The 4,212-nt window shown below is 70.0% G+C and carries 4 protein-coding genes; 3 read left to right on the forward strand and 1 reads right to left on the reverse strand.

The window, feature by feature from the left end:
- Window positions 1–559 (forward strand): fibronectin type III-like domain-contianing protein (locus AC3XYG_RS24035; RefSeq protein ID WP_489142392.1); only part of this gene is annotated, 559 nt, incomplete at its 5' end.
- A gap of 10 nt (window positions 560–569) precedes the next feature.
- Here the strand turns inward: AC3XYG_RS24035 and AC3XYG_RS24040 are convergent.
- Entirely contained in the window at window positions 570–1,529 is a 960-nt protein-coding gene (locus AC3XYG_RS24040; RefSeq protein WP_489142393.1) for a helix-turn-helix transcriptional regulator, read from the reverse strand.
- 105 nt (window positions 1,530–1,634) lie between these two features.
- On the opposite strand from AC3XYG_RS24040, the gene AC3XYG_RS24045 reads away from it, so the two are divergent.
- Both AC3XYG_RS24045 and AC3XYG_RS24050 read left to right on the forward strand, forming a co-directional pair.
- Window positions 1,635–3,104, forward strand: a complete 1,470-nt coding sequence (locus tag AC3XYG_RS24045) for an alpha-glucosidase/alpha-galactosidase (protein ID WP_489142394.1) — start codon at window positions 1,635–1,637, stop codon at window positions 3,102–3,104.
- A 59-nt stretch (window positions 3,105–3,163) separates the two neighbouring features.
- Window positions 3,164–4,212, forward strand: a 1,049-nt coding sequence (locus tag AC3XYG_RS24050) for an ABC transporter substrate-binding protein (protein ID WP_489142395.1), incomplete at its 3' end; no start/stop codon positions are given.

Raw genomic sequence — 4,212 nt, forward strand, 5'->3', positions numbered from 1 at the left:
CGCCGATGTCGTGACCGGCGCCGTCAACCCGTCCGGCCGGCTGCCGGTGACCTGGCCGCGCGATGTCGGCCAGGTGCCGATCTTCTTCGCCGAGCGCGCCACCGGCCGGCCGAGCGATCCGGAGCAGCATTACACCAGCAAGTACATCGACATGCCGACCACGCCGCAATTCCCATTCGGCCACGGCCTGTCCTACAGCCGCTTCGCCCTCGGCGACCTGAAGGTCTCCGCCGATATGCTGCGGGCGGGCGAGAGCCTTACGGTCGAGGTCGCGGTCACCAACACCGGTACGGTGGCGGGGGAGGAGACCGTGTTCCTGTTCATCCACGACCCCGTCGCCAGCGTCGCCCGGCCGCTGCTGGAGCTGAAGGGCATGGCCAAGGCGGTGCTGGCGCCGGGCGAACGGCAGGTGCTGCGCCTGCCGCTGCCGGCCGCGGCGCTGGCGTTCCCCGGCCTGGACCTGAAGCCGGTGCTGGAGGCCGGCGCCATCGAGATCCTGGTCGGCCCGCGCGCCGACCGGACCGAACTGCTGTCGACCCGGATCCAGGTCGAGGTGTGAGACCGGTGGATCAACGACCCGTGGGTTCGGGTGGCGGGCTGGCCGCTGCATCGCGCCGGCCGGGCTGCATCGGGCCGGTGTACATGCCGCTGCGCCGGAAATCCTTCGGCCCGATGCCGTAGAAACGGCGGAACACCTTGGCGAAGTAGTTCGCATCGTCGAAGCCGCAGCGCTGGGCGATGACCTTGACCGGCGCGGCCTCGACATGCAGCAGCCGGGCCGCTTCCTCCATCCGCAGCCGCAGCAGATAGCGTGCCGGCGTCGTGCCCTCATGCGCCGCGAACAGCCGGCTGAAGTGGTAGCGGCTGTAGCCGGCGGCCCGGGCCATGCGGGCGACATCGATCTTCTCCGCCGGCGCCGCGGTGCACAGCGACACCGCCCGGTCGACCGCGGCGGGGCGGGAGGCTGCCGGCGGCGCCTCGCCCCAGGGCATCATCTCGTCGGCCAGCCCCATCGCCGCGGCGTAGGCGATGGCGGAGGCGCGGGCCGGCGTGCCGGCCTCGCCATCCAGCACCGACAGGCACAACCCGCCCAGCCGCTCGATCGCGGCCTCGGGCAGGGTCACCACCGGGCCGTGCGCCGCCGTGACTTCGCGCCAGACACGCTGCACCTCACGGCCGTTCAGGCAGATCCAGAAGAACTCCCATTCCGGGTTGCGGCCCAGCCAGTAGCGGTTGTCCTGCGGGAAGCGCAGCAGCATGGTCTGGCCCGGCCGCAGCTCGTAGCGTCGGCTTTCGACCCGCAGATGGCCGCGGCCACCCAGGGTGTGCTGCAGCAGCACGAAGGGCGCGTCGCCGCGCCTCAGCCCATGCCAGTCATAGGCCGGATCGGTGCAGCGGTCGTAGCCGGCGCTGGTGACCATGGCGTGCAGCCGGTACCGGTCCTTCGGGAAGACGACCGACACCCCGTCGGGCGCCCGGCCTCGCAACGCGGACAGCATGGGCAGGTCGGACAGCATGGAATGCCCCATGATCGCACGAAATTCCTCTTTCGCCGGTTTTCCGGTGCCCATAGACCATAGCTCGAAGTTTCTTGCCGGGGGGCCGGGCGGAACCGTGGCCCCGGGGAGGATGCGATGAAGGTTGCCGTCATCGGCGCGGGCAGCGTCGGCTTCACCCGCAAACTGGTGCGGGACATGCTGCAGGTGCCGGAGCTGCAGGACACCGAATTCGCGCTGCACGACATCAACGCCGACAATCTCGGCATGGTGGCGCAGATCCTGCAGCGCGACGTCGAGGCCAACGATCTGCCGGCCCGGATCACCACCTCGGTCGAACGCCGCCGGGCGCTGGAAGGCGCCCGCTACGTCATCAGCTGCGTCCGGATCGGCGGCTTGGGGGCCTTCGCCAGCGACATCGAGATCCCGCTGAAATACGGCGTCGACCAATGCGTCGGCGACACCATTTGCGCCGGCGGCATCCTGTACGGCCAGCGCAACATTCCGCAGGTGCTGGAATTCTGCCGCGACATCCGGGCGGAGGCGGAGGCGGGCGCCTGGTTCCTGAACTACGCCAACCCGATGGCGATGAACACCTGGGCCGCGATCGAGCATGGCGGCGTCGCCAACACCATCGGCCTGTGCCACGGCGTGCAGCATGGCTGGCGCCAGATCGCCGAGGTGCTGGGCGCCGAGGACCCGCGCGAGGTCGACTACATCTGCGCCGGCATCAACCACCAGACCTGGTACACCGACATCCGCTTCCGCGGTCGCAAGATCGAGGCCGGAGAACTGCTGGAGGCCTTCGAGCGCCACCCGCGGTTCCGGGAGGAGGAGAAGGTCCGGATCGACGTGCTGCGCCGCTTCGGCTGCTATTCGACCGAGAGCAACGGCCATCTCAGCGAATACCTGCCCTGGTACCGGAAGCGGCCGGACGAGATCAACCGCTGGATCGACCTGTCCCGGTGGATCAACGGCGAGACCGGCGGCTACCTGCGCGAATGCACCGAGCAGCGCAACTGGTTCGAGACCGATTTCCCGCGCTGGCTGGCCGAGGCCGGGGCGCCGCTGGCCAACTGGCGGCGTTCCGACGAGCACGGCAGCTACATCATCGAGGGGCTGGAGACGGGCCGTGTCTATCGTGGCCATTTCAACCGGCGCAACCACGGACTCATCACCAATCTGGCGCAGGATTGCATCGTCGAGGCGCCGGGCTTCGTCGACCGCTTCGGCCTGAACATGGTGGCAGGGCTTGAGCTGCCGCTGGGCTGCGCCGCCACCTGCAGCGCCTCGATCAACGTCCAGCGCATGGCGGTGCAGGCCGCCGTCACCGGCGATCTCGACCTGTTGCGCCTGGCCGTGCTGCACGACCCGCTGGTCGGCGCCGTCTGCAACCCGGAGGAGGTCTGGCAGATGGTCGACGAGATGGTGGTGGCGCAGGCGGAATGGCTGCCGCAATACGCCGATGCGGTGCCGGCGGCCCGCGAGCGCCTGGCCCGCGGCCGGATCCCGACCCGCGGCTCCAGCGGCGCCGCCCGGCTGTCGGTGCGCGGCGTCGACGAGCTGCGGACGGCCCGTGCCCGGGCCAAGGCGGACGCGGCGGAATAGGCGGGAGAGGGGAACCGGGCGGCGCGACCGCCCGGCCGCAACAGCGAGGGGAGGCGACGATGAAGATGCTGAAGACCGGGCTGCTGCTGGGCGGGCTGCTGCTCGCATCGCTGCCGGCGATGGCCGAGCCGGTCACCCTGCAGTTCTGGGTGGCCTGGGATCTCAACCAGCCCGACGCCCAGGCGATGCAGGGCCAGATCGCCGCCTTCGAACAGGCCCATCCGGACATCCGGATCGAGACCCAGAACATCGCCTTCGGCGCGCTGCACGACAAGCTGGTGACGGCGGTGGCCGCGGGCGACGCCCCGGATCTCAGCTGGGGCCTGCCGGAATGGTTCGGCGAGCTGACCCGGATGGATGCCCTGCTGGACGTCACCTCCTATGCCGCCGACTGGCCGGACCGTACGGCGATCTATCCCAATGTGCTCGACGGCCTGACCATCGACGGCAAGCTGATGGCGATGCCGCATTACCTCGGCATCCGGGCGCTGCTGGCCCATGGCAGCGTGCTGGAGAAGGCCGGCATCGCCGCGCCGCCGAAGACCTGGGACGAGCTGATCGCGGCGGCGGCGAAGATCAGGGCGGCAACCGGGACCTACGGTTTCGGCATCGCCGGCACCGGGGTGCGGGCGCCGCAGGAGCTGATCATGTACCTCGCCCAGAACGACGTCGCGATCGCGCGGCGCCAGCCCGATGGCGGCTACAAGAACAGCTGGGCCGACGACCCGGCGGAGCTGGCGCGGGCGACCGAGGTGTTCGCCTTCTACCGCCGCCTGCTGGATGAGGGCGCAATCCCGCCCGAAGCCGCCGGCTGGGGCTGGGAGGAGGAGGACAGCAACTTCGCCCTCGGCAAGGTAGCCATGGCGGTGGACGGCGCCTGGATGCAGTCCCGTGCCCAGCAGAACCCGCAGACCATGGCCGATGTGACGGTGGCGCCGCCGCCCTACAAGGCCAAGCCCGCGACCTTCTTCGAGATCAATCCGTTCTTCCTGTTCAAGTCGACGGAGCATCCGAAGGAGGTCTGGCAATTCGCCTCCTTCATGGCGGGCAAGGACTATCAGGCGGCGGGGCGGCCGACGACCTCGGTGCGCAGGGATGTCGTCAGCCC

This window comes from Inquilinus sp., from assembly GCF_057815775.1.